At 54.1% G+C, this 26,118-nt stretch carries 18 protein-coding genes; 10 read left to right on the forward strand and 8 right to left on the reverse strand.

What is annotated here, in order from left to right; all coding sequences use genetic code 11:
- Window positions 1-61 precede the first annotated feature (61 nt).
- The 3 genes from AC6T8Q_RS13300 to AC6T8Q_RS13310 all read left to right on the forward strand — a co-directional run bounded on the left by AC6T8Q_RS13300 (window position 62) and on the right by AC6T8Q_RS13310 (window position 3,593).
- Entirely contained in the window at window positions 62-1,324 is a 1,263-nt protein-coding gene (locus AC6T8Q_RS13300; protein ID WP_500679534.1) for a YgeY family selenium metabolism-linked hydrolase, read from the forward strand.
- A 122-nt stretch (window positions 1,325-1,446) separates the two neighbouring features.
- Complete coding sequence (locus AC6T8Q_RS13305) at window positions 1,447-2,478, forward strand: ornithine carbamoyltransferase (RefSeq protein WP_496922761.1); 1,032 nt, start codon at window positions 1,447-1,449, stop codon at window positions 2,476-2,478.
- Window positions 2,479-2,633: 155 nt separating this feature from the next.
- Entirely contained in the window at window positions 2,634-3,593 is a 960-nt protein-coding gene (locus AC6T8Q_RS13310; RefSeq protein ID WP_500679535.1) for a carbamate kinase, read from the forward strand.
- A gap of 103 nt (window positions 3,594-3,696) precedes the next feature.
- Here the strand turns inward: AC6T8Q_RS13310 and AC6T8Q_RS13315 are convergent, their stop codons facing one another.
- The 3 genes from AC6T8Q_RS13315 to thrC all read right to left on the reverse strand — a co-directional run bounded on the left by AC6T8Q_RS13315 (window position 3,697) and on the right by thrC (window position 7,938).
- Window positions 3,697-5,004 carry an amidohydrolase family protein gene (locus AC6T8Q_RS13315; RefSeq protein WP_500679536.1) on the reverse strand — a complete coding sequence of 436 codons (1,308 nt, stop codon included), beginning with the start codon at window positions 5,002-5,004 and terminating at the stop codon, window positions 3,697-3,699.
- A 99-nt stretch (window positions 5,005-5,103) separates the two neighbouring features.
- The gene (locus tag AC6T8Q_RS13320; RefSeq protein ID WP_500679537.1) at window positions 5,104-6,555 is read right to left on the reverse strand and encodes a pyridoxal-phosphate dependent enzyme; all 1,452 of its coding nucleotides are present in this window, start codon (window positions 6,553-6,555) and stop codon (window positions 5,104-5,106) included.
- A 138-nt stretch (window positions 6,556-6,693) separates the two neighbouring features.
- Window positions 6,694-7,938, reverse strand: coding sequence for a threonine synthase (gene thrC / locus AC6T8Q_RS13325; RefSeq protein WP_500679538.1), 1,245 nt, complete (start codon window positions 7,936-7,938; stop codon window positions 6,694-6,696).
- Between the two features lie 149 nt (window positions 7,939-8,087).
- Between thrC and AC6T8Q_RS13330 the strand changes: the two genes are divergently transcribed.
- The gene (locus AC6T8Q_RS13330; protein ID WP_500679539.1) at window positions 8,088-10,082 is read left to right on the forward strand and encodes a hypothetical protein; all 1,995 of its coding nucleotides are present in this window, start codon (window positions 8,088-8,090) and stop codon (window positions 10,080-10,082) included.
- Here the strand turns inward: AC6T8Q_RS13330 and phnD are convergent.
- From phnD to AC6T8Q_RS13345, 3 genes are all read right to left on the reverse strand, one after another.
- Window positions 10,079-11,143: a phosphate/phosphite/phosphonate ABC transporter substrate-binding protein gene (gene phnD / locus AC6T8Q_RS13335; RefSeq protein ID WP_500679540.1), complete on the reverse strand. Its 1,065-nt coding sequence runs from the start codon at window positions 11,141-11,143 to the stop codon at window positions 10,079-10,081. The two genes, AC6T8Q_RS13330 and phnD, sit on opposite strands and share 4 nt — an antisense overlap.
- Before the next feature lie 71 nt (window positions 11,144-11,214).
- Complete coding sequence (locus tag AC6T8Q_RS13340) at window positions 11,215-12,504, reverse strand: endonuclease/exonuclease/phosphatase family protein (protein ID WP_500679541.1); 1,290 nt, start codon at window positions 12,502-12,504, stop codon at window positions 11,215-11,217.
- 84 nt (window positions 12,505-12,588) lie between these two features.
- Window positions 12,589-14,409 (reverse strand): hypothetical protein, encoded by a 1,821-nt coding sequence (locus AC6T8Q_RS13345; RefSeq protein WP_500679542.1) that lies wholly within the window; start codon window positions 14,407-14,409, stop codon window positions 12,589-12,591.
- Between the two features lie 478 nt (window positions 14,410-14,887).
- Between AC6T8Q_RS13345 and AC6T8Q_RS13350 the strand changes: the two genes are divergently transcribed.
- The 6 genes from AC6T8Q_RS13350 to AC6T8Q_RS13375 all read left to right on the forward strand — a co-directional run bounded on the left by AC6T8Q_RS13350 (window position 14,888) and on the right by AC6T8Q_RS13375 (window position 22,838).
- On the forward strand, window positions 14,888-16,051 hold the full coding sequence (locus AC6T8Q_RS13350) for a DUF1559 family PulG-like putative transporter (protein WP_500679543.1): 1,164 nt from the start codon (window positions 14,888-14,890) through the stop codon (window positions 16,049-16,051).
- Between the two features lie 3 nt (window positions 16,052-16,054).
- The gene (locus AC6T8Q_RS13355; RefSeq protein ID WP_500679544.1) at window positions 16,055-16,501 is read left to right on the forward strand and encodes a hypothetical protein; all 447 of its coding nucleotides are present in this window, start codon (window positions 16,055-16,057) and stop codon (window positions 16,499-16,501) included.
- A 163-nt stretch (window positions 16,502-16,664) separates the two neighbouring features.
- Window positions 16,665-18,464, forward strand: a complete 1,800-nt coding sequence (locus tag AC6T8Q_RS13360) for an endonuclease (protein ID WP_500679545.1) — start codon at window positions 16,665-16,667, stop codon at window positions 18,462-18,464.
- Window positions 18,465-18,569: 105 nt separating this feature from the next.
- Window positions 18,570-20,150 carry a lamin tail domain-containing protein gene (locus AC6T8Q_RS13365; protein WP_500679546.1) on the forward strand — a complete coding sequence of 527 codons (1,581 nt, stop codon included), beginning with the start codon at window positions 18,570-18,572 and terminating at the stop codon, window positions 20,148-20,150.
- 21 nt (window positions 20,151-20,171) lie between these two features.
- Window positions 20,172-21,824 carry an endonuclease gene (locus AC6T8Q_RS13370; RefSeq protein WP_500679547.1) on the forward strand — a complete coding sequence of 551 codons (1,653 nt, stop codon included), beginning with the start codon at window positions 20,172-20,174 and terminating at the stop codon, window positions 21,822-21,824.
- 291 nt (window positions 21,825-22,115) lie between these two features.
- On the forward strand, window positions 22,116-22,838 hold the full coding sequence (locus AC6T8Q_RS13375; RefSeq protein ID WP_500679548.1) for a hypothetical protein: 723 nt from the start codon (window positions 22,116-22,118) through the stop codon (window positions 22,836-22,838).
- A 66-nt stretch (window positions 22,839-22,904) separates the two neighbouring features.
- Here AC6T8Q_RS13375 and xdhC read toward each other — a convergent pair whose 3' ends face one another.
- Together xdhC and xdhB are read right to left on the reverse strand one after the other, a co-directional pair.
- Entirely contained in the window at window positions 22,905-23,711 is an 807-nt protein-coding gene (xdhC, locus tag AC6T8Q_RS13380; protein WP_500679549.1) for a xanthine dehydrogenase accessory protein XdhC, read from the reverse strand.
- Between the two features lie 66 nt (window positions 23,712-23,777).
- Complete coding sequence (xdhB, locus tag AC6T8Q_RS13385; protein WP_500679550.1) at window positions 23,778-26,114, reverse strand: xanthine dehydrogenase molybdopterin binding subunit; 2,337 nt, start codon at window positions 26,112-26,114, stop codon at window positions 23,778-23,780.
- Window positions 26,115-26,118 lie beyond the last annotated feature (4 nt).

Consider the following 26,118-nt stretch of genomic DNA (forward strand, 5'->3'; position numbering starts at 1 on the left):
CAAGCACAATACGGGACCTTCGCATAGACACAATAAGGGTTTTTGGTAGATTGCTCCGATTATGAAAAACAGCACATATCTCAAAGCAGCACAAAAGTACGAAAAACAGATGGTCAAGTTCCTGCGGGACTTGATCGCGATCCCCAGCGAATCGGCCGAAGAAGGGCCGGTAATCGCCCGTATCCGCGAGGAGATGGAAGCCACGAAGGCGTTCGACAAGATTTGGGTCGACAAGCTCGGCAACCTGTTGGGACAGGTCGGCACGCCCGGCAAGGGTAAGAAACTGATCGCCATCGATGCCCACGTCGATACGGTCGGCATCGGCAACCGCGACGAATGGAAGCACGACCCTTACAAAGGCAAAGTCGCCGACGGCAAAGTCTGGGGCCGTGGCGCGGGAGACCAAGAGGGTGCCGTGCCGGCGATGGTTTACGCCGCCAAAATTCTTCGCGATCTTAAGGTCGACATGTCGGAGTTCTATTTGCTCCTGACGTTCACCGTGATGGAAGAAGATTGCGACGGCCTCTGTTGGCAGTACATCGTCAAAGAAGACAAGATTAAGCCCGACGTGGTGGTCGTCACCGATTCCACGAACTGCACGATCTTGCGCGGTCAGCGCGGGCGGATGGAAATCGGCGTCACGTGTGACGGCAAGTCGTGCCACGGTTCGATGCCGGAAAAAGGTGACAACGCGGTTTACAAGATTGCTAAAGTCGTTCGCGAGATCGAAGCACTCAACGAGCGACTCCCCAAAGATGATTTCCTTGGCAAGGGAACTATCACGGTCAGCTACATCGACTGCAAGACTCCCAGCCTCTGTGCAGTGCCAGGACAGGCTTATATACACCTCGACCGCCGACTAACGGTGGGCGACACCAAGCAATTGGCCGTCGCGCAAGTAAAAGACGCCGTGAAGCGTGCCGGGGTAAAAGCCAAGGTGGAAGTGTTGCGATATTCGCGGCCCAGCTATACCGGTTTGGAATACGAGACCGAGAAGTACTTTCCGACATGGTGCTTCCCCGAAGAGTCGCTTCAAATCCAAGCAGCGATCAAAGCGCATCAAGATGTGTTGGGCCGCGCACCGGTTGTGCACCGCTGGACATTCAGCACAAACGCCGTGTCGATTGCGGGGATGTACGACATCCCCTGTGTTGGCTTTGGTCCGGCACCGGAAAGCGTGGCTCACACGGTCAACGATTCTGTGCCGATCCAACACCTGATCGACTGTGCGGCATTCTATGCGGGCTTCGGCCAGGCTTATTGCGACCTGGCTGTCGGTCGTCCGAACGAAACTTCGATGACGTTTAAGCGTAAACCAGCTTAGTAAAAATATATTTGCCACAGAGGTCACAGAGGCCGCAGAGAATATGTTTCAATCATTTCTCTGTGTCCTTTGTGTTCTCTGTGGCTAATCCTACAAAGTGAACTGACAGTAAAGGATTGGAAATGGCGAATCTTAAAGGCCGCGACTATATCGAAACTCAGGACCTAACTCGCGAAGAGTTGGATCTGCTGCTGGATACCACCACGGAACTCAAAGCGAAGTTCCACCGAGGCGAACCAACCCAACTCTTGCCGCATCAAACGGCTTTCTTGCTGTTCTTTGATAAGTCCACACGCACTCGCAATGCCTTTGAAGCGGGGATGACCCAGCTTGGTGGGCACGCCCACTTCCTTGATGCCGATGTCACGCAAATCAGCCACGGCGAAACTCCGGCCGACACCGGCAAAATTCTGGCTTCAATGGGTCATGGCATTTGCATCCGCCACGACTTGGTGCTCGATCAGGGCAACAAGTACATGCGCGAAATGGCTGAAGCCTCGAACGTACCGATCATCAACATGCAATGCGACGTTGATCATCCGACGCAAACACTGGCCGACTTGCAAACGATGCGTGAATTGTTTGGCAACGATCTGAGCGGGAAGAAGATCGCCGTCAGCTGGGCGTTTGCTCCCTCCTATGCTAAGCCTTTGAGCGTGCCGCAGGGCTTGATCACCTTGATGACTCGCTTCGGTATGCACGTGACGCTTGCGCATCCGCCGGGATACAATCTGGTCGGTCGGACGCTGGAAGCCGCTAAGAAGAACGCAGCCGAATCGGGCGGCAAATTCGAGATCGTCGACGACATGGATGCCGCGTTTGAAGGGGCTGACATTGTTTATCCCAAGAGTTGGGGCGTTTATGATCTGATGCTTGAGCGGCAGAACGCCACGACGAAGGATGAAATCGCCGACAACCAAAAGGCATGCCTCGCGATGAACGCGAAGTACAAGAATTGGATCTGCGACGAAAACCGTATGAAACTCGCCAAAAAGACGGCCGTTTACATGCACTGCCTGCCGGCCGATCGCGGCTCGGAAGTCACGGATGCCGTGATCGATGGCCCACAATCGGTGGTGTTCCCCGAGGCGGAGAATCGTTTACACACGGCTAAGGCGATCATGTCGTGCACGATGCGCGAGCGGCCGTTCTAGTGCGGAAAGGTAAAACTCATGTCATTCCGAAGGAGCCTAAGCGACTGAGGAATCTGGTTTCTACCTGAGTAAGTATAGGATCCGTGTGACGACTGAAGCCAGATCCCACGGGTCGCAGAACTCACCTCGGGATGACAAGGTTGCAAAGGACTTGCATGAGTATCGCGCCGCAGAAGTTGGTGATTGCGCTGGGTGGAAATGCCATCAGCGTGCCTGGTGAGCAAGGGACCATCGAAGAGCAGTTCGAGCACACCCGGCAGACGGCTGTTTTCCTCGCCGATGCGATTCTTACTGGCTACCAACCGATCATCACGCACGGCAACGGCCCCCAAGTCGGCAATATCCTGCGGCGGGTGGAACTCGCTAAGCATGAGCTTTACACGATACCGCTCGAGGTTTGCGTGGCCGACACACAGGCCGGCATGGGCTATATGATTGGCCAGTGCTTGATGAACGAACTTGCCGGGCGCGGTCAACAAAGTCACGTGACCACAATTGTCACCAACGTGCGAGTGGATAAGGACGACCCAGCATTCCTAAAACCGAGCAAGCCCATCGGGCCGAAGCTCGAAAAAAGTGTCGCAGAAAAACAGCGCGACGCCGAAGGCTGGAAGATCAAAGAGATGCCAGACGGCAGTTATCGGCGAATCGTTTCTTCGCCGCGTCCCATGGAAATCATGGAGCTTTCGACCATCAGAAATCTGGCCGATGATGGCGAGCTGGTCATTTGCTGCGGGGGCGGGGGCATTCCCGTTTGCCGTGATGACCAAGGCAAATTCAGCGGCAGCGCGGCGGTCATCGACAAAGATTTGACGACTGCATTGTTGGCTCGTGAGCTCGGCGTCTCGACAATGATCATCCTCACGGGCGTTGAGCAAGTGTGCCTCAACTTCGGCAAGCCGGAAGAAAAGCAACTTTCAGAGATTTCCCTTGCAGAAGCTCAAGAATATCTCGCCGCCGGGCACTTTGGCTCGGGGTCAATGGGGCCCAAGGTGGAAGCCGCGGTCGATTTCGTGACTAACTCTCAAGCGCCCAACGCCGTGGCTTATATCGGGCATCTGGAAAAGCTCGGTGAAGTCTTAGCTGGTACAAGTGGAACGAAGTTTGTGAAGTAGCACTACGACTAGCTGGAGGACCACGTCCTCCGGGCTGGGTTAACCACTCTGACCCGGACCGCGTGGCGGTCCGGCTAGGGTGGTAGGCAGACTGGAAACGCAACTACATCCGCCCCCAGAGTTCGCGGGTCGTGGCCACCGCGGCGGCACGCAGCGATGTTTCATCGCACGACACGACTTGGCCATTGCGCAGACACCACCGGCCGTCGATCATCACGCTGTCGACGAATTCCGGCCCAAGCGTAAACAAGAAATGCCCGGCAAGGTTATCGCTCGTAAGCGGCGTCGCCGGTCGGTAGCTGGTAAGCACTAAATCCGCCGCGGCACCCACTTCCAATTTGCCCAGCGTCACGCCCAGACTTTTTGAAGCGAGCCGAGCTGATTCAGCGAGCAGGACCAGTGAACCACCAAAGGGCAGGGGAGCGTGAGCATCGTGACTTTTGAATTCCGCAAGCCGAGCTTCACGCCACATGTCGGCACCTATGCCGTCGGTGCCGAGCGTCACTGGCAAAGTGGCATTCGCTACTTTGGTGTAGCCGACGCCATTGTTCATATTGGAACTTGGGTTGTGCGCTAAGTGCAGCAACTCTTTGTACTCGGCGAGCCGCGCGTGATCTTCGGGCGATAGATGCGTGCCGTGACCAAGAATTGTGCCTGGAACCTCGAGCAATCCGACCCGCTCGAAACGGTCGATCAAACCACAGCCGAATTGCTCGCGCGTTATTTTCTCGTCGACGGGATCCTCGGCCACGTGGATATGCACGCCGACCTCCAATTCGCTGGCCATCTCGACGCAATTCGCTAGCGACAGCTCGTTGAGCGTAAAGCTGGCATGGGCTCCCACCAATGCGGCGAAATGTCCGTTGTTGCGTGACTGACACTGGCGAATGTAGCGTTCGCTTTCGACGAGTCCTTCGCTCCCTTCGGTGGGCCGATTGCGGTCGGTCACTTCGTAGCAAAGCACGCCCCGGCATCCAACGTCGGCGATGCCTTGCTCCAACGCGGTAAGGCTTCCTTCGATGCAATTGGGAGAAGCATGATGATCGATCAGCGTCGTCGTACCACATCGCAACGCCGTGAGCGCACCAACTTGGCCGCTCGCTTTGACACTTTCCAAATTGTGAGCGCGGTCGAGCCGCCACCAGATGAGTTCCAATATTTCGTGAAAATTCTGAGGCTGACGGGGTGGGGCAGGCATCCCCGCGGCAAGCGCCGAATACAAATGGGTGTGACCACAAACGAGGCCCGGCAGGAGGACGGCACCAGTGCAATCGACGATGTCGTCGCCAGGTTGCAGCGTAAGATTGGTGCCCACCGAAACAATGCGGCCATCGGCCTCACGCAGATCGCCCCGCTCGACCCGCGGGGGGTCTAACTGGACTAGTAGGCAATCACGAAATAAGGTCGGCATCGTCTTGACCAAGATTGAGTCTGAATTCCACGCGGATGGTGTGCCTATCCGTGAGTCTAAGACACTGCTGGGCAAGCCAGCAGTGGCACCCGGATTAGATCACAGTAACTCTAATACGCCTGTTTGCTTGTTGAACGCTTCAATCTGTCTGTCCCACTCGCCTGCGTGAGCAAAAGTCTGATCCCAGAAATCGGGGTTCCACAACTCACGAAGTTCGTCGGCTGTGCGGCCTTGCTGCTCGACCCAGGTGAAATACTTGAAGTTGTGCAGTGCCTTGCGGTCGGCGTAGGTGAGTTCACGCAGATAGTCGAGCGAAATACCGTCGAGGTAACGAGCCCGATCGTTGGACGCGAGTTCTGCGGAATAAGCACCGCGTTCCGAGGACAATTCTTCCAACCGGCTGGAATACAGTTCTGCAGCGTCGGTGAGACAGAGGAAGATGACGTCGCGGTTGGTCATGTCGTAGTACTTAGCTGCTTTGATCGCGGCGACCAGATTGCAGATGCCCGAGATGCCCACATTAGGAAGCTGCGCGAGAAATTCAGGGGGCAAGTCATCGCTCAGCACTTCGTGACCGTCGCGTTCGTTGAACAATCGGAAGAGCGACATGCATTGCTCGTCATCGATTGCAGCCACCATGTCGGTGTTGCGGACATTATGAATCCAAGGAACGTGCTTGTCGCCGATGCCTTCGATGCGATGTCCCCCGAAGCCAAATTGATAGAGCGTCGGGCATTGCTGGGCTTCGGTGGCAACCACGCGAATATCGGGATGCGTCTTACGCAGGCGATCACCGGCAGCAATAGTACCCGCGCTGCCCGTGGCTGAAACATAACCGGCGAGTCGATGGCCTGGCGCGACTTGCTGGAAGACGTCGAGAATTGCGGAGGCCGTGACATGATAGTGCCAACAGGCGTTGCCGAATTCTTCAAATTGATTGAAGATCACGCACTCGGGACGTGTTTTACGAATCTCCCAGCATTTGTCGTAAATCTCTTTGACGTTGGATTCGCAACCGGGGGTGGCAATTACTTCAGCGCCAATTTCTTTAAGCCATTCAAATCGTTCGCGGCTCATCTCTTCGGGTAGAATCGCCACGGCCGTGCAGCCCAGGAGTGCCGAGTCAAAGGCTCCGCCGCGGCAATAATTCCCCGTGCTGGGCCACACCGCTTTCTGCGACGTGGGATCAAATTGCCCGCTGACGAGTTTAGGGATCAAGCAACCATAGGCAGCGCCGACTTTATGCGCGCCCGTAGGAAAATATTTGCCCATCAGGCCGATGATGCGAGTTTCGACGCCGGTGAGTTCCGAGGGAAATTCGATCCAATTACCTTCGTTGAATAATCCACCTCGTTCGACCGGTTCGTTCTTCCAAGTGATACGAAACAAATTCACAGGATCGATATCCCACAAGCCAACTTGGCGGAGCCGATTTTTGATCTTGTCAGGAATCGAATCGGGGTTGCGCATCTGCGCGAACGTTGGGAGCAAAATTTTCCGCTCGCGAAAGCGCTCTATCGTGCGGGATAAGACTTGTTCGTTGATTTGCATTCACCTACTCCGAAGATAAACTCACCACAACGACAAGGACTAAGAGTTAACCACGAATCTAATGAATAGCACGAATAATTTTCTATTCGTATTATTCGTGGTTTCCTCTGCGTTACTCTGTGGCAAACTAATAAATTACTATTTTTCTATAACTTCCGCGATGGCTGCGAGGTTGGGTTGCACGCGAATTGGTTGCCCTCCCGCGCGGATTGAGCTGCGAATATCTTTGAGTCCGCTGCCGGTGACCATCGCCAGGACGGATTCGCCAGGCTTGATTGTTTTATCATTGAGCGCAGCCATCACGCCAGCTAGTGCTGCTGCGGCGGCGGGCTCGGCAAACACACCATGCTTGCCGCCCAAGCGAATCGCCTCGAGAATTTGCTCGTCGCTGACACATTTCACAACGCCATTACCATCCCGTAACGCGTTGACAGCTTTTTTCCAATTGCGGGGAACTTGCACGTCGATGCTGTCGGCCATCGTGGTGCCTTCTCCGGGAGCGGGGAGTTTGTCGTGGTCCATGGCGTAAGGAATGGGTGCCACACCGGCGGCTTGAACGCCCAGCAGGCGAGGCAAGCGGTCGATCACGCCCAAGGCATGCATTTCGGCGAAGCCTTTCCAAATACCAGCAATCGTGCAACCATCACCGATGCTCACGGCGACCCAATGGGGAACTTCGCCTAGCAGCGAAACCTGCTCGGCCGCTTCGAGGCCACCCGTTTTTTTACCTTCGACCAACACCGGATTGATCGCACAGTTGCGATTGTACCAACCAAATTTATCGCACGCCGCCGAGCAGAGTTGATAGGCTTCGTCGTAGGTTCCTTCCACAGCAAAGACGCGAGCCCCAAAAACCAAGAGCTGGGCGAGCTTGGGCTCGGGGGCCGTCGCGGGGACAAAGATATTGACTTGCATTCCGGCCAGGGCTGCGTGGCAAGCGAGACTCGTCGCGGCGTTGCCTGTCGAGGCACAGGCGATCGTGTTGGCGCCAACTTCCAAGGCATGGGCGACCCCCACGGAACTCGCACGATCTTTGAACGAAGCAGACGGATTGCGGCCTTCGTCCTTAAATAGCATTCGCTTGAGACCGAATTGTTTTGCCAAACGCTCAGCCGCGATCAGCGGAGTCCAGCCAACTTGCCACTCGTGTTTGATTGAAGTGGGCTTGAGCGGCAGCAGCTCGGCGTAACGCCAATGGTTGTGTGCTCGCGAAGCGAGTGGCTTGGCATACCAAGCTTTGCGAACCGCGTCGAGATCGAAGCGAAAATCAAGAATACCTTCAGCGGGCCCACACTTGCCGCACGTCATCCAAACTTGCGGCGCATCCGACGATGCCGTGCTGTAGGTCGTGCCACAGTTGACACAAACGAGTTCTTTGATCATCCCAATGTCCTTCTCTACTTATGCAAGTTTGCACTCTAACCCACTCGCCGTGGTGAAGCTAGTGGAACAACGTCAGCCAAGCTAGAATCATAAGGAGAGGCAGAACAATTGGTTGCGGAAATCACCTAGTACCCAGCGAGCGACGTGATATGGTCGATCTGTTTTGCACTCCCTTTGTCGAACTTGTGGATCGCATGCGTCTGGAGTTCGCGCAGCAGCAGGCCATGTTCGATCTGCCACGCCGCAAGTGGTATGTGCCGGCACCGGAAGATCCGCTCGATTTGTCGGTGAAGTTTCACGGGCAAACCGCGGGGAATCCCGTCGGCCCCGCTTCTGGCCCACAAACCCAAATGGCACAAAATCTCGTGCTGTCCTGGCTCGCGGGTTCGAGGATCCTTGAGCTTAAAACGGTGCAAGTGAACGATGCACTGCAAATCTCGCGGCCCTGCATCGATGCCGCCAATGTTGGTTACAACATCGAGTGGTCGCAAGAACTCAAGGTGCATGAATCACTCGACCAATACGTGCAAGGGGCCATGTTGATTCACATGCTTCGGCATGCGCCGCAGGAGTTTGGCAGTCCGTTCGGTGAAACCGATATGGCGGGAACTAGTGGTGAAACGGTGTTTGATTTGTCCGTGGGCTATGACCTCGCGGGGATCCAAACCGAAAAAGTCGTGGGCTTTATTCGCGGCATGATGGACGCGACAGAAAGCGTCGAACGACTTCGCGATCAACTGCCGCATCGTTTGCGAGCCTTCCGCGAGCTTGATTATCCCACGAAGCTCAGCCGCAGCATTACGCTGTCAACCTTCCACGGTTGCCCGGCGGATGAGATTGAGCGCATCTGCGAATTCTTGCTCACGGAAATCGGCGTCGACGTGATCGTGAAAATGAATCCGCCGATGCTGGGCAAGGAGCGGCTTGAACATTTGCTCTACGACGTGATGGGCTACACGGAACTTACCGTGAATCCTCACGCCTACACCAGCGGGCTGTTGTTCGATCAGTCGATCGCGATGTGCGAGCGATTGAGCCAACTGGCTGCTTCGCGGGGACTGGGGTTGGGGGCGAAGTTCTCCAATACGCTCGAAGTCACGAACCATCGCGACGTGTTTTCGCCCAGCGAAAAGGTGATGTATCTCTCGGGATTGCCTTTGCATGTGATCACGCTGACGCTGGCCAATGAGTTCCGCCAGCACATTGGCGCGGCGATGCCGATTTCCTTCTCGGCGGGGATCGACCGCAAGAACGTCGCTTCGACCGTCGCCTGTGGCTGTGTGCCGGTGACGACCTGCACGGACCTCTTGAAAACGGGTGGGTACGGGCGGCTGCCGCCGTATTTTGATGAACTCGGCAAAGCGATGAATGCCGTCGGCGCGAAGACGATTGATGATTACTTGCTCGATTGCCGAGGACAGCGCGTGGCGGCGGCTGGCGATCCTGTTCGTGCCGGCTTTCTCAACAATGCGATCATCGTCGAGGAAATCCAAAGCGACACTCGCTACTACGCCGCGCAGAATCGGGCCGTGCCGAAGAAAATTAATTCGCATCTCACGACGTTCGATTGCATCACCTGTGACAAATGCATTCCCGTTTGCCCCAACGATGCCAACTTTGCGTATCCCGTCGCAGCGGTGGATATCCTGTACCACGACGTGGAAGTACAGCCCGATGGCAGAGTTGTTGAAATCGGCGAACCCAAGCCGTTTCGCGTGGAGAAGACCGAGCAGATTGCCAACTTCGCCGACTACTGCAATCACTGCGGCAACTGCGACACGTTTTGCCCGGAGTACGACGGGCCGTATTTAATGAAGCCCAGCTTCTTCGGCAGCCGCGAGGCGTTTGAGGCGGGCGTACCTCATGACGGGTTCTTTTTGTCGGGCATGTCGGGATCGCTGAAGCTGGAGGCACGGATTGCCGGGATGCCGTTGAGTATTGCCGAAACCGCTGATGGGTATCTTTTTTCAGACGGCACGGTCACGCTAACAATAAACTCCAACGGCAGTGTGGAATCAACGCACCCGAAATCGCCGCATGTGGTCGACATGGGACGCTATCACGCCTTGGCAACGCTGCTGCGTGGCATCAGCGCGGCGGGGCGCATTCACGCGGTGAATACGCGGTTGTTGGCCGAAGCTTAATTGGCGGCCAGTGTGTTGCGGGCGTTGGCGGCGGCCATGTCGACGCGGCGGATGTTGGCCCAATCGTCTTTGTAGGTGATGGGCACAAACTTGCTCGTGCCATCGGCACCAAATTCCTTGGCGACCTTCGTACCGTCCCACTTGAATTCCAGCAGGGCGGTCTTGATCGCTTCTTGGATTTCCGGGGTCAAGTTATAGGCAAACCCGAACGCCGCGGGAGGAAATTGCTCCGATTCGTAGATCGTGCGGATGTCTTCTTTTTTGACGTCGCCCTTGGCGATCATGCGGGCGAGCACGTCGCTGGCGATGGGAGCAGCGTCGACATCTTCCTTGAGGACCGCATCGATCGAGCCCGCGTGGCCGTAGGTGTAACGCCATTCGTAGTCGCGTTCGGGTTCGAGCTTGAACTCTTCGCTCATGAGCAGCATCGCCGCCGCTTTGCAGCCGGAATTCGAACGTGGACGGGTGAAAGCGATCTTCTTGCCGCGCAAATCACTGAGCTTCTTAATCGGGCTGTCGGCTTTGACGACGAACTCCATCTTGTAACCGCTCGAGCCATCTTCCTTGCCGAACATGCATACGGGAATAAACCCGGCCGTGTTCACAGCCACCGGGACTTCACCGGTGCTGAGGGCGGTGATGTGCAGCCGACCATTGCGGAGCGCTTCGTTTTGCTCGCGGGCATCGGTGAGACGGAGATATGTCACAGGGATGCCGGTCTTCTCTTTGATGGCATCCATGACTTCCTGCCATTGCGCGGGCTCGTTGGTGGAGTCTTCGGACGTGATGAACGAAAAGACCAGTTCGGTTGGCTTGGCTTGCAAGGCCGCATTCTCGGGGGCATCAGCAAGGAGGTCGTTGTTCGAGTCTTTGTAGACGGGGTCCAACACGACGGTAGGACTCAGACTTGCAAAGAAATTGCTCATCGTGCGGTTGACGTATTGCTCTTGGGCTTGCTTTTCCCAAGTCGAGGCAACGTATGTGATCCAGCCGGCAGCCACTGCCACAATAGCCAAAAGCGCAATCACTGGCAGGCTTAATAGGCCTAGTTTTTTCCCCACGATAATCCCTCTTGCTATTTGCTTACTATCTACCAATTGATTCACCACTTGTTTTCAAAGGGAGAATTGGATCAGTCGTTTTGCAGATCGAAATCTACCCAGACCAACCGGTGATCGGAACTGGGAAAAGGGAACTCCCCTACGAGCTTGAACGTCGTGTCTGTATTTTGCGGCCAAAAGACACCGGAAGCAACTACTTTTAAATCTTTTGAAGGCAAAACGTAGTCAAGCCTCAGGTTTCCTGGTCCCTCCTTGTCCGCAGCATCCAAGGTATCGTGCCGCGGATCACCAACATGGGAAGCATTAACGCCACCCTGCAGCTTTGCCTGTTCTACGGCACCCTGACTCTCCGGTGGCGGGCCGGAAGCCAGCGCGGGGGAAGCCAATAATTTAGAAATCCCAGCCGTACCTTGCCCATCATTCGGATCACCATTGAGATCCCCCATAATGACAAAGCTCGCATCCGACTTAATGCCGCCATTTTGCCCAGCATCGTCATAGATGTAGCCTGCAGCACTTTTCCCGATGGAGTCGTCCCCGATGTAGTCGGCCCAAAAACGAATCTCATCGTGGTTGCGACAGCCATTGCGATCCTCTGGGCCATCAAAGGTGGGTGGCGTTGGATGACTCACCAGTATGTGTATCGTTCGCTCGCCGATAGCTATTGGCAGGTCCCAATGACTTTTTGAGGAAAGCGGGAATTGGCGCAACGTCTCCGGATTGTACCAATCTTGGGCTTCACGGGTTTCCAAGTCATCCGGTAGCAGCGCGCCGGGCATATCTTGCCAACGAAAATTCTGGAACGTGCGAATGTCATCGGTCTGAATCGGATACTTCGACAAAACCACCATGCCGTATTGACCCGGATATTGGCCGAAGCCCCAGCAGTCGCCGCCGTATTCCACCGAGCCAGCCTCAGTCCTGACTTGGCCATTGCGATCCAAGTCGTGTCCCGAGGCAACGCCGGTGTTGCATGGCGCAAAGTAGCGATAGCTGTATTCGATGGGCTCAGCCGGACCATCGGGAGACTGCGAAAAATTCTGTCCGACCGCAAGATATTTCTTTTGAAACGTTTCGATCAGCTTTCCAGCCTCATCGAAATCGACTTCATTGAGAAGCAATACGTCGGGGCGAACCCGCTGGATGATCTCGGCCTCGGTTCGAGCTTGGGTGTCGTCGCCTGCCGCCAATCTCTGGGCGACCTCGTCGGCACGTTGTCCGTAAAGCGAAGCATTGAAAGTTGCGAATCGGACGAATTTTTGCTCAGATTCCTGGCCCCAAGCGCCTTGCACGGCGGAGAAGCATAAGACTCCAATCATGCATTCCAAGCTCACGATCGCGTTTAAAATTCCCATTTTCATAGAATGTCCATTTCAAAAAAAATGCCGACCTTGCAGTTTGCAAGGTCGGCATCAATTCTACTGAGTTTTGCTTGAAAATAAATTTCAAACACGCACGCGACGGCTGCAAGGCACGAGGCCCAAAGCCATGGCAATCAGGAAAACCGAGGATGGCTCGGGAACGGAGCTAACAGCCGACAACAGGCCGCCATTGTAAGCGGTTTGCCAAGTGGCGAGATCAGCCGGGCTAAAGGGCGAGGGAGATGCCCCCCGCTGCCAAGCCAGAAAATCACGGCCATCAACATCGCCATCGCCATCGAAATCGCCTTCCACCCCTTCGGAGATGGTGAAGAAATCGACAGAATCGCCGAAGGCAGCTGTTAGAAACATGGTGACGCTTTCGTCGAGATCAAGAAACGATTGGACGACGCCTGTGTCGACGTTAATGGACCAAATATCCATGCCAAACTGAGGATCTTCATCGACATCTCCACCGCCACTACTAACTTCGGTGGAGCCAGGGTTGACGATATAGACATTGTTAGTAATTGGATCAAACGTGCTCCAGATTCCACGTTCTAGAAAAGAATTGTCACCGGTGGATCGCTGGAATCCAGCATCGCCATCCAACAAAAATTTGGGGCCAGGTGTGCCTAATACGATTTCGCCGCTGCCATTATCGTAAGTATCGATGGGAATACGGAAGACGCCCGGCTGCTGCTCTACGCCGATCGCAGGAATCGCGGAATCGCCGAATCCGGATTCGACAATGATCAAATCGCCGTTGGAATCGACGAAAATGTTATCGGCACGGCCATCATTGGAGGAAGTGCTGACTGATGGATCATTATCAAGAGCAAATGAACTGGCACCAAAGCCGGAAATAGGACGATAAACAGCAAGACCCAAGTCGCCCGCCGTATGATTGCTGGGTGTGCTGGCGTTCAGGTCAAGGAACATAATGTCGTCGCCACCGGTCGTGGGTGTGGAGTCGCTTTCGGTAACCCAAACACCACGCACCGTGCCGTTGGTGTAGTAGGCCGAGGATTCAGGCTCACTGTGCCCAATTGGCAGACCAGCGGCAAAGTCGGAGTTAACGAGACCGAGGCGAGTTGATTCCCAGGATTCCGTAGTTCCTAGATTATATCCGCCATCGTAGTAGTCATTACCCGTGTAATTACTTGCCAGACCGGGACTGGTGGAGACACGATTCAACAACCGGTAGGTGTGATCGGTTACTGCAGTATCCGTTGCGGTAGTCGCAATCGATTCGTCCATAAAGAAAAGTGTATCTTCATCTACGAAGTCGAGAGAAAACTCATAAAAGTTTCCACCATTGTTGCGCTTTACTTCGCCGATCTTTTCAATAGAACCTGCCAAGCCGAATGTATTAGCATGAAATGGCGAAAAAATTGTACTTGGCGCTGGGTTACCGATATCATTGAGACGGCCGTAAGTGACGTAGTCAAGATTGGAGCCATTAGCATACGGAGCTCCACCGCCACCACCAATACCAGAATCATCAACAGTCGGTGCTGAACCACCAACTGCTAATGGACCGCTAAGTGTACGAACATTCTTTCCTTGGAAGTTTGTTTGCCAATGTGTGAAAACTGTATTGAAGGGGATCTTATAAATATCTATGACGCCATTGGTGTCAGTTGTGCCCGTGCCGACATCGCCACTATCAAATGCCGTCACGTATACGTCACCCGTCGCAGGATCCACAGCAAGAGTGTCCGGATCTTCAAAATTGCCTGGAAAATCAAAACCTAAGAAAACACTGAAGAGCGGACCGGAATCGAAATCGTCGGCATCAAAATAGGTGACAGAACGCCGAGAATCGCTGGCGTTTTGGTTCTCATTTAATAAGACGAGAAAGCGGGATTGAGCATTTGCTGACACTGCTGCGATGCAGGTCAACAAGAATGTCAGGGTTGCTAAACTTAGGGGTCGTTTCATGTGCTTTGGTCTCCTCGAGAATTCTGAACGAAAATCTTATTGGATTGGTCGATCAACAATAGGTGCATCCGTGCTCCGCAGGGATAAGCGCGCACAGCTGAGAGATACAAAAATGCTAAAGGCGGGAAAACGATGAAAAGGCATCGTTTAAGCAGTAGTATATTATGGTATGCACGAATTGTATAAGATAATTGTTAATATTTTCTGAAGAACTAGGGAGTAGCCGCAATGTTTTTGCTTTCTGCCTCCCTATAAATTACACCAAGGCTTCATCTTTCCTGAGCAGCACAGGAGCATAAGTTCTTGCGGAATATAGTTTAAGACCGGCTTAATTCTGCTTTCACTTTGTGAAATTCGTGGTAAAAATGGTTTTGGGCGGAGGCCATAGTAGCTGCGACAGCGGTCGTGGTGAGTTATCTGTTAGACACACTGGAACCAACCCATGCGGAAACGAAACCTTTTATCTGGCTTCACCTTAGTCGAACTTTTGGTGGTCATCGCCATCATTGGCGTCTTGGTCGCCTTGCTCTTGCCAGCCATTCAGGCCGCCCGCGAAGCTGCTCGCCGCACCCAGTGTGTGAATAACGTCAAACAAATGGCCCTGGCAGCGGCCAACTATGAGAGTGCCAACGGCGTCTTCCCTCCTGGCCGTATCAAACCCGATTTCTTATTCCGGAGTGGCGGTGCTGACCAAGACATGTCCAACCAGGGTTCGAGTTATTCCAACGACGCGAATCCTAACACAATCTTTGGCAATTTTTCTGTACATATTTGGCTGCTTCCCTACATGGAGCAGCAGAATATCTACAACATGATCGATATTAGCCAAGGACAATTTAAACAGCTCACTGCTGCCAACCCTCACCGAGAAGCTTATCGAACTGCCAGTGGAATCTTTCTCTGCCCCAGTGATGGGATCTTCGAGGCTATTGTTTCTGAAAATAGCTACCGATCCAATTTTGGTGGGTCCTCGCAATATGGTGGCTTCTTCCAAAGTGATGTCAACATGGATCCATCGACTCTCTCTACGAAGGCTGATGCCGACGGAAGAACTTATCCAGGTGGCGGCAATGGAGCGTTTACCTACGGCGACAAAGGGCTGGGAGGTAAGGCCTATACGGACGGACTGTCTAAGACTGCTTTTTTCTCTGAACGATTGGGAGGCAGTGGAGACGATTCGCTACGATCAGAGCATCGTAATATTTACGGTGCAGGACGAGGGAATGATGGGAATATGTCTCCTGATGAGTTGATGGCCTTCTGCGAAAATTCAAGCTCGTTCAGTGGGAGTGTTTTGGCGATGGGTGGTCGTCTCGACCCCAATACCCAATGGTCGAACGGTTGGCCCTTTGCGGGCTACGATGCGAGCCAATACAACCATGTCGCCCCTCCGAATTGGAAGGGATTTGATTGCGGCCAGAACAGTTTTGTTCCCGATATGGCTTTCGAGCATGCGATCATATCGGCACGTAGCAATCATGCAGGTACCGTCGTGGTCGGCTTCGGAGATGGTCATACGGCGCTTGTCAATGACGATGTCGATTTGCGAGTATGGAGAGCCATCGGTTCGCGGGATGGTCAAGAAACATCGGACAGTGACTTTTAACGCATGATGCGAAATAGCAAGCTTGATATTACCTTGTGGCAGTTGGTCATTTTGGTGTTGTGTGGCTGTAGCAACTCGCCACCACAAAACACGGGAGACGTAAGTTCCCCTGCTGCGGCCTATGGTGAAGGGCTCGATCTTTTTGGCAAGAAGAATTACTCCCTTGCTAAAGATAAGCTCTTGGAAGCCACTAACGCGAAAACGCTTCGTAGCGATTTGCAAGAAGAAGCATTGGTGAAACTGGCGCTTAGCCAAGCGATGACAGGCGAAGCCAATACTGGTGTTGTGGTACTTGCTGAAGTCGAAAAACAGCCGTTTATTGAAAATCCTGGTCAGTTTTATATTGCTAAGTCATTCGTACTCGGGAAATCGGGAGATCGTGCTGGTGCGACTACAGCCATGGGCCAAGCGCGGCGCGTCAATCCTCGAATCCGCCCTTTTGTCCCCTGATTTTCTCAGTTTAAGGTGATACTTATTTGCTAACATAAATTTTGGTTCCAGTTGTGAACCCAAATTGTCTAAATATCATGTAATCAAACGGCCATGCCCGCGAAAGTGGGCATGGCCGTTTCTGCATACTGATTTTTGCTTACAGAACAGTAAGGTTGGTGCGATGACGAGAAGAGTTTTTGTGCGACTGGTGTGTATCGTGGTGTTTCTGATCGCGCTGAGCCGGCAAGCGACTTTCGCCCAGTACGAAGCGCCGACGACTTACTACAACTCCGCTACAGGGGCGGGCGCGACGCTCAAAACCCAGCTGCGCACGATCGTCACCACCATGACCGGGGTCAACTACGGCGATGCCCGATTTTCAGCACCCTATACCGACGCCGATCCGAATATCTCTGGGAATATCTTGTTGATTTACAATCGGGCTTCGATCGATGGGACTTGGAATAGCACCACGCTTCCGTGGAACCGAGAACACATTTGGCCTGAGTCGCGACTGGGTGCAAGTGCCAGCAACGGCACGGCCAACATCGCGTCGGATCAATTCAATTTGCGTCCTGCTAACGTCGCAATCAATTCGAATCGTGGCAATTCCCCATTTGGCAACGACACCGCAACGGGCGAATACGGCTATCGTGGATCACAGTGGTATCCGGGCGATGCAGATGCGGGAGACGTAGCCCGAGCACAATTTTACATGGCCACGCGGTACAGTCAGCTTTCGTTGGTGGATACTAGCCCGAGCGGTCTGCAAATGGGGGATCTTTCGGCGCTTGTTAATTTTCATTATCGCGACGTGCCCGACACGTTCGAGCAGCGACGCAATCATACGATTTATGGACTGGCAGGAGCATCTGGCTCGCCAGCGATTACGAATCCCTACCGGCAGCAGAATCGCAATCCGTATGTCGATCACCCGGAATTTGTATGGTCGGTGTTTGTCGATCAGCAGAATGATTCGCAACTGTACGTTGGCGGAGCGCCCAGTGCCGATGGAAGTTCAACGCACAGTTTGAATTTGGGAAGCGTGCTGGTCGGTGCCGCCGTCCCCGCCGCGCAGAATGTTTCGCTCAGTAAGAACGGTTTGGATGGCACCTATTTTGAAGTGACCACCAGCGGCGCGGCAACTTCTTCGATCTCAGGACGGTACAACGCCTTCCAAGTTTTGACCTCGGGAACTGATACCCGTGCGTTGACGGTTGGCCTCAACACTAACACGGCAACCGCGGGACTAAGGTCGGGGGCGGTCACGATCAACAATTTGGATATCACGACCGACGGCGGCGCCGGGCGGGGCAATAACGATGGGAATGACACGATTGATGTGTCGCTCAACGTGCTGTCGCATGCGAATCCTTCGTTTACGCTGGCGAACGATGAAAACTCTTTGAATCTCGACTTTGGCACGGTCACAATGGGCAGCGTGGTGCCTGCCTTTGAGTTTGAGATTGGCAATCTCATCGAGACCGCTGGTTTCACCGCGGGACTGGATTTAGATTCGATTGTTTCCGCTGGTGATGTCTCGGCACTGACGACGAGCCTCACGGCATTCAGTTCACTCGATGCGGGAAGCACGAATTCGTTCTTAGCCTCGATCGACACCTCGGCGGAAGGAACTTTCAGCGCGAGTTACACCTTGAATTTCTCGGACGAGGATTTGCCTGGTGCAGCTGGCCTGGGGGCGATGACGCTCACCTTGTCGGGCATCGTCGAAGCAGCCGCCGTGGAAACGGGCGATTTCGATGGCGACGGCGACATCGATGGCCGTGATTTTCTTGCCTGGCAGCGGGGCGAATCCTTCGATCCTTTCAGCAGCAGCGATCTGGAATTGTGGCAGGGGGAATATAATGCCCCACCCGTTGTTGCGTCCGTTGCCGTTCCAGAGCCAAGCAGCGTGCTGTGCCTGCTCGTTTTGGCGGGCCTCTCGGGAAGCTTGCGTCGTCGTTTGTCCTTGGCTCTTTAGGACTTAGAACGACGGGAAAATTTTGTTGTGACGCCCACGACCCGCCATTATTATTGGGGAGGTTTTTAGCCGTAGAGTTTTTCATCCATGATCGGGAGGTGGCTAGTGACTTCCAGGTTTCGACCTATCACTCTTCAGGGTTTTGCCACTTTCGCTTTTGCTGCATTTAGCGTTCTCTTTACGCATGAAGCCTTTGCCCAGCTTCGCATCACCGAGGTGATGTACAACCCCATTGACGACAGCGTTTGGGAATGGATTGAAGTTCGCAACTTCGGCAGCCAGGCGGTGAATCTCAACGGCATGCTTGCTCGCCGGTTAGGGGACCCCGATGTGGCGACCCCTTCACCCACAATCAGCGCCACGCTCGATCCCGACACGATTATCAATCCGGGAGAAACGGCGGTTATCTACGATGGTGAATTTTCGGACGACAACTCGGTCAATTTTAACGATGCCTATTTTCGGCAAGCTTGGGGCCTGGCGCCTGCGGTGAAACTCATCGGCGCGGATTCGCTCCCGTCTCTCACGAACACAGTAGATAGCCCTGGCCGTTCGATTGGTTTTTGGGCCACGGCATCGGAATGGCGTGCAGATCAAACCGACGACGAAACGGCTCGTTTTGACCATGCCGCATTCAGCTTGGATTTTTCATCGGCTAATTTTCCGCAAGCCGATGGGCAATCGATCGCCTGGTCGGGTAGTGGCAGCCATGGTGCGGGTTCGAACTGGTATTTGAGCAACTCAGGCATCAACGGCGCCGTGACGAGCAGCGCTGTTTCAATTCCGGGCGCGATCAATAGCGATGACGATATCGGCAACCCGGGAATCAAACCACCCGGCATATCAACTGTTTCGGGGCTGCAAGTGACGGAAGTGATGTTCGACCCGGCCAGCCCCGATGACGATTGGGAATGGATCGAGCTTTATAACAACAGTGGATCCGCAATTTCGTTGGCAGGCTACACGCTCGATGACGTTGCCAATCCGGTCGTCACTTCGGCCAACATCGCGGGTGGAAATGTTGCCGCGGGAGGGACCGCCATTTTGTTTAATGCCGACGATGTGACGGTAGTGGAATTCGCCGGAGCCTGGGGATCGGGGCTTAACTTGGTCCCCGTCACAAATTGGAGTCGGCTGACGCTGAACAACACGGGTGACACAATTACGTTAAAAAACTCATTTGGCGCAACAGTAATCACGCAAAACTTCATGCAGACGAGCGGTTTCCCGAACCCACCGGAAGGAGCCTCATTAAGCTTAAAAAATCTCAGTCTGAATGCGGCAACTGGTTCCAACTGGGCCGTGAGTACCGATGACGATTCGCTGGGCTCGTTCGCGGCGACTCTTGTCTCCGGCGGGGAGGGAGGTATTCCCTTACATCTGGGCGGGGATGTCGGTAGCCCGGGGAGTTTTCTTTCGGCAGGTGAGCCTTCAAATACCGGGGATTTCGACGGCGATGGGGATATCGATGGGCGCGACTTTTTGAGATGGCAGCGTGGCGGTTCTCCAAATCCCCACAGCAGCCAGGATTTGAACGATTGGCGTTCCCGTTTCGGGGTTGGACTTGTGGCGATCAAGGCAATTCCCGAGCCCGCGGGAATTACATGGGTTTTATTTGCCATTGTGGGCTTAACGCTTGCAAGATTTGCGTTTGGCAACCAACATAGAGGGAACCGCGTGCCATGAGTTTCAACCGGAGCTAGCCTAATGAAGATGACGACAAGTTGGTTCGGCCGTTTGTTGACGGTCGCATTCTTATGCTGCATTGCCATGGAGTGCGCGCGGGCCCAGTACAATGCCCCCGCTACGTACTACAATTCCGCGACTGGCACGGGTGCAACCCTTAAGACCCAATTGCAATCGATTGTCAGCAGCATGACGGGCATCAATTATGGCGATGCCCGTTACTCTGCAGCGATTACGGATCAGGATCCGAATAACTTGTCGAACATCCTCTTGATCTATAACCGAGCCTCGGTCTCGAATGTCTGGGACGGCGGCGCGACCTTCAATCGCGAGCATATTTGGCCTGTGTCCAGATTGGGCGTAAGTGCTCCTGGCAATAGCACGACAAATATCGCCACTGATCAATTCAATCTTCGACCAGCTAACCCAAGCATCAACTCTTCACGTAGCAATGATCCCTTCGGCATGGATACGACGACAGGCAATCATGGAGCCGTCGGTTCCTATTACTATCCCGGGGATGCCGATGCCGGTGACGTCGCCCGCGCACAGTTCTACATGGCTACGCGTTACAGCAACTTATCCTTAACCGATTCGTTCCCAGCTGGCACTCAAATGGGGGACTTATCATCGCTGGTGAACTACCATTTCCGCGACGTGCCGGATGATTTCGAGCGACGCCGCAATCATGCGATTTACGGCTTAGCCGGCGAAAACAGCCCGGCAATTGCCAATGCATATCGCCAACAAAACCGCAATCCTTACGTCGATCACCCTGAGTACGTTTGGTCGATTTTTGTCGATCAACAGAATGATTCGCAGGTCTATCTTGGCGGGTCGCCCAGCAGCGATGGCAGTTCGACGCTCGATCTGAATTTGGGATCGGTGCTGGTGGGTGCAGCGGTCCCTGCGGCTCAAAACGTAACGCTGAATAAGTCTGGTCTCGACGGTACTTATTATGAAGTCACGGCTTCAGGCACTGCCACTTCCTCGGTGAGCGGTCGCTACAACGCTTTTCCCGTGCTCACCTCGGGCACAAGCAGTAAAAACCTTTCCGTTGGTTTGAACACTAACACGGTGGCCGCTGGTCTGCGTTCAGGATCAGTAAGCATTAACAATCTCGACATCACGACCGAAGGTGGTGCCGGGCGCGGTGCGAACGACGGCAACGACACCATCAATGTTTCTTTGAACGTGTTGGATCACGCGAATCCCTCGTTCTCGCTGGCTGGCGACATCAATACTCTCAGCATCGATTTGGGAACAGTCTTTGTCGGCAGTTCGATGCCCAGCTTCCAATTCGATGTTGCCAACCTTGCTAACACATTAGGTTTTACGGCCGACTTGGAACTCGACGGCATTTTTGCCAGCGGTGACTCATCGGTTTTGATGACCGATCTGACGACCTTTGCGGGTGTCGCGGCGCTCGAAGCCGGTCTGAGCAACGTCTACACCGCGACCATGTCGACTGCGAGTATCGGGAGTTTTTCCGCTACTTATACCCTGGAATTCTCAGACGAGGATTTGGCGGGAGCTATCGGTCTGGGCGATCTGACTTTGAATCTTTTCGGCTCGGTGGTGATTCCTGAACCGACGGGTTTGCTTTTGATCAGTTTCGCATGCTCGATCGGCCTCGTAGCACGGCCACGCAAGGCTTCAATCCCAGGCTGTTAATACTAGGATTGAGATGGATGATCTTACGGATTTACGAGGACAAGATGTGGCTGTTTTAAAGCCATTTCCGGTCTACTTGCGTCTTCTACCTATAGTAGATGAAGAATCAGCAAATCTTCGGAAAAAACAGCAGACAACACTTGTCAGGGCTGATAGGATGGAAGAACTTAGATGCGACAAGGGAGGCCGTCGTGCTGTCTGCTTAAGTTTTTAATTTCAGGGGTCAGGCAGCCGCGGCGTTGGGCATTTTTCACGAAATTGTGACCCCGACTTTCAACAGGAGACGAGCTAATGAGTATCCGAAAATTTTCCTTCATCTTTAGCGCGGTAGCGCTCTGCGCGCTGACTGCCTCGATTGCTAACGCGGCAATCATTGCTGGTTGGGATCAAAACAGTAACGCCAACCCTCTTGCCCCTACGGGCTTCGGCTTTGAAGCTGCCGACTTTCCTCAAGCCAATGATCATGGCCCTGCAGCAGGTGGTTACACTCTTGCTGATTTTGATAGCACCGTCGATGGAAATGGCATTTACACCTTAGTTCAATCATTTGCTGGTTCGACCGTCAATGATCTTGCAGGCGCTGGTTCCGGTGGTTCTTTTTCGTTCGTTGGCCCGACAAATAATGGTGCCAAGTCTGTGTTCGCCGTACCAACCACTGGTTTCTATGACATCACTGTCTCATGGGCACAACGTGGCACTTCGACCGGTTACAATAGCCGAGTGTTTGAATACTCGACCGATGGTGGTTCAAGCTGGACTGACGTCGGTGCCTACGCTGGTTCCGCAGGAGCACTTGGATCGTCGTTTACGACCGTATCAATCGATCTGAGCAGTGTGCTTGATCTTCGCAATAACCCGGATGCGATGTTTCGTATTACTTACAGTGGAGCTTCGAGCAGCAGCGGCAACAATCGCTGGGACAACTTCTATGTCCAAGGCACCGAAATCCCCGAACCAGCTACACTTGGTTTGGCCTTCGTTTGCTTGGGTGGTTTGTTGATTCGTCGCAAGTAATCTTGCTTGCTTGAAAATTTGAAAACGACTAACGCCCAGGGATTGCCATCCCTGGGCGTTATTTTTTTATGCTCGTGAATCCCGCCAAGCATCGCGTTTTTGAATGAGTTGAGCCACCACGCTCACGGCGATCTCGCCCGGCTGATTCGTGCCCAGCGGCAAGCCGATCGGGCAATGAAACGCTTCGGCCTGCTCGGCTGAGAACCCCTCGGCGCGAAGCTCGCGCACTAGCACGCCGCGTTTTGCCTTGCTGCCGATCACACCCAGATAGGGAAACCTGCGGCCTTGGCGGAAAATTTCGGCCAGCACGGGGCGATCCGTCGCGTGGCCCATGGTCATGCAGAGCACAAAAGCATCGCTCGGTAGTGCTGCCACTTGAGCGGGCAGGTCCGCCGTGCAAATCTTGGTGAGCCGTTCGCGATCGGGAATTTTGGCAAGCCACTCCTCACGGGAATCGATGCACGTGGATTGGCAATCAAGCTGCCCCAGGCATTGCACAACGGCGTGAGCGACGTGCCCCGCACCGAAGATCACGACCCGCCAATCGCAATGGTTGTAGGCCTCAAAAAAGAGCTTCACAACGCCACCGCAGGTCATGCCGACGTCACGCTGCAAATTCCATTCGACCAATTGATGGGGCACGATTTCAATGACCGGTTGTGTAAGCATGCTTTGAGCGTGCTGAATGGCCTTGAATTCAACTTTGCCGCCGCCGACGGTCCCCGAATGCAATCCCGCCGCCGTCACCAACATCTTGCTGCCGGTGTCCTGCGGGGTACTGCCCACGGCATCGACCATGGTGACGCTCACGAACGGCGTACCGCTGGCTGCGAGTTCGGCGAGACGTTCGACGTAACCGTGAGGGGAAGACATGGAAGAATTACGGAATTCGGATTGCAGATTTCGGAATAAAACTGGCACAAAGCGAGTTGAATCAACTCAACCAACATTCGCGGGTTCGGTTTTTGACGTGAGTGTCGTCATCACTCGCAGGAGTTCCTCGCCCGTGGCCGGCAGCATCAAATCATTTTCGGCTTTGCCATTAATATAAGATAGGGCATTCTTTGCCGCGGCCCACACAGCCAAGGCCATCATCAATGGCGGCTCGCCCACGGCTTTGCTGCTCGCAACATTGTGTGTGTTATCGGCGTTGGGAAATAAATCAAGATTGAACACAGCTGGAATGTCAGTAATGGCCGGAATCTTGTACGTCGTTGGCGAATGTGAGAGCAGTTCCCCACGATCGTTGTAAACAAGGCACTCGTTCGTAACCCAACCCATGCCTTGGATATAACCACCGATGATTTGACCGCGATCGATGCCGGGATTAATGGATTCGCCGATGTCGATCAGCAGGTCCGACCGCAGCACACGCATCTCACCGGTCAAGCGGTCGATGACCACCTCGGCCACTGCCGCTCCTTGGGTGAAATAGAAAAAAGGCGTCCCGCGGCCCGTTTCGCGATTGAAGTCGATGCCGGGTGTAGCGAAAAATCCGCGTGCCCCCAGATCAACCCGGTCACGACGCGCATCATCACAAAGCTGCCCAAAGGGGACACGCACGCGCGACTGGCGGTCGTCGTAAACGTGCCCGTCTTCAAAGCAAATATGCTCCGGCGAAGCGACCAACCCCGATTCGCTATCTGCCAAATGTTCGGCGGCGAAGTTTCGTAAGCGTGCTTTGATTTCCTGACAGGCAATCACCGCCGCGGCACCGTTGAGATCGGTGCTGGCCGAGGCGGCGGTTGGCGACGTGTTGATGTTCTTCTCGGTGCTGGTCGCCATCACGATCACGCAGCTCGGGTCGATGGCAAATTCATCGGCGACGAGTTGTTTGATTTTGACGTTAACCCCTTGGCCCATTTCCGTGGCACCCGTGGAAACTTGCACGGTTCCATCGGTATAGATATTCACGAGGGCATTCCCCTGGTTAAGGAACTTCGTCGTGAACGAAATGCCAAATTTGATTCCCGTGAGGGCCAGGCCGCGAACTTGAAGTCGTGACTTCAAGTTGAATTCTTCGATTTCCGTCCGACGAGCTTTGTATGCTGATGTTTCCGCGAGCTTGGTGAAAATCTCGGGAAGATGATTTTTGTCGACGACTTGCCCATAAGGCGTGACGTTACGACTTTCCACGCCATAAACATTGGCCTGCCGCACTTCGAGGGAATCCATCCCCAAGTATTGGGCGATCGATTCGAGCACATTCTCTGTGACGGCCATCCCTTGAGGCCCACCAAAACCACGAAAAGCCGTATTGGAAGGCAAGTTTGTAAAGCAAATCTTGCCGGTGAACTCCGCATTTGGAAAATAATAACAGTTATCGGCGTGTAAGAGTGATCGTTCCATCACCGAAGGGGAGAGGTCGGTGGTTGCTCCGCCATTGGAGAAGAACTCATACCGCACGGCCAGCACTTGGCCCGCGTCGTTGAAACCAACTTCCCAGCGGGTGAGATATTCGTGCCGTTTACCCGTGACGCACATGTCGTCATCTTTGTTGTAGATGACTCGTGCCGAGCGGCCGGTCTTCTGCGCGACAAGCGCAGCCATAATCGCAGGGATCGATGCTTGAGATTCCTTGCCCCCGAAGGCTCCTCCCATGCGTTTACAGATACAAACCACTTGGTGTTGCCCCAATCCAAGAACCTCGGCGACAACGGCCTGAATCTCAGTGGGATTCTGTGTCGAGGAGTGAACGACAATCTGTCCCTGTTCACCGGGATAAGCAACCGCCGCTTGTGATTCGAGATAAAACTGTTCCTGGCCGCCGCTAGTGAACGTGCCGGACAAGCGATGCTGTGCGGCTGCAAGATTCTCATCAACTTTGCCTCGCGCGATGCGGCGAATAGGACCGAGGAAGCGGTTTTCGCGAATCGCTTGCTCGATGGTAAGAATGGCTGGCTTCGCTTCGCATTCAATTTTTATGGCGCGACGAGCCTGTGCGAGTGCCTCGGGAGTTTCCGCGGCCACCACAACCACCGGCTGGCCGACATACAAAACTTCGCCTTCAGCCAAAAACGGGTCGTCGGCAACGATCAGTCCAAAAATATTGTGCCCACCCACATCCGCGGCCGTGTAGCAACCAACCACCCCGGGAATTGCAAGTGCCTGTTTATAATCGACGCTCAGTAGTTTACCGCTGGCAATGGGACTGCCCACAAAGCCGACGTGCAGCTCCCCCGCGACTTGGGGTAAGTCGTCGATAAAGAGCGCACGTCCCGTGACATGGCTCGGTGCCGCGTCATGAGGCAATGATCGTCCAACGGATGGGGGCATGGCA

Source organism: Bythopirellula sp. (assembly GCF_041737835.1).
Classification (GTDB): Bacteria; Planctomycetota; Planctomycetia; order Pirellulales; family Lacipirellulaceae; genus Bythopirellula.